The organism is Photorhabdus namnaonensis (assembly GCF_001684335.1).
GTDB lineage: Bacteria > Pseudomonadota > Gammaproteobacteria > Enterobacterales > Enterobacteriaceae > Photorhabdus > Photorhabdus namnaonensis.
In genome coordinates this window covers 55728-56619 of sequence record NZ_LOIC01000080.1, presented here as the reverse complement: position 1 = coordinate 56619, position 892 = coordinate 55728, and the positions used below count along the sequence as shown (strand labels likewise).

The window sequence follows — 892 nt, the reverse complement described above, 5'->3', positions numbered from 1 at the left end:
TGATTTCAATGTGCCCGTCAGGATATTCAACCCATTCACTTTTCCTGGTTACTATGACCTTTGGCATTTTGGTTTCATCCAGTTTAGGTTTAAAAATAATTTTCCATTTGGCTCCCGGAGTTAACTTCAACCTAAAGGGATACAATTTAACTTTACCTTGTAAGGATACGCTTTTCGGAAATCCTTCAACCATTTCTAAAACAGGGTAAAGAACCGGATTAAAATCAATCGTATTCGATGCAGGGATTTCGCTAATATTTGTCCGGGCAGCATCATTAATAAATGCCGTTAAGCCGGTTCCCGCATACGGCACGGCATCTTTCACCAGATGTCGGACATCGGTATACCCTATTGCCACAGAAGCCTGATTGATTTTCCATTTACACCATCCTCCACCATTGAAAGGCAATTTCGCCTGAAAGTAACCGGTTTGCGGATCAGCTTTTACATCCAAATCCAATCCATAATAGGTCGGCACTTGATAAGGCGACATACCTGCATCAAACTGATATCTAAGACAGTTTTTTGAGATATATTGCGCAGATACATACGGTTTTGTGTATTTCGGCACGACACCTTCCACCGTAATCAACTGTTTCTTCTCGTCAGGTGAAAAAGGAAAAAGCCTGCCAAAAAGGGTGTCGCCAAACGCCCAGTAAATAAAATAGAGAAATAATAAGGACAGCGTTATCTTCAATATTTTCATACGGACAGTTCCTGTTTATCACAGTAATGCTGTAAGGCCAGTTCCCCTTGTTCTTCCTGCTGGCTGACCGTCAGTGACTTTATTAACTGCTTATCCATATCCAGAAAATAGAGATTTCGGTAGTAAACATTGTCAGGGATAAGCATCTTGTAACTGTCCATTTTCGCCTTAAATTGACGCTGACTG

At 41.0% G+C, this 892-nt stretch carries 2 protein-coding genes; both read right to left on the bottom strand.

The genetic code is table 11. The annotated features are described in order from the left end of the window. A partial coding sequence (locus Phpb_RS16065) for a hypothetical protein (protein WP_109396668.1) occupies window positions 1-706 on the bottom strand: 706 nt, incomplete at its 3' end. Continuing rightward, window positions 703-892 (bottom strand): hypothetical protein (locus Phpb_RS26985; protein WP_240492582.1); only part of this gene is annotated, 190 nt, incomplete at its 5' end. The genes Phpb_RS16065 and Phpb_RS26985, both read right to left, overlap by 4 nt.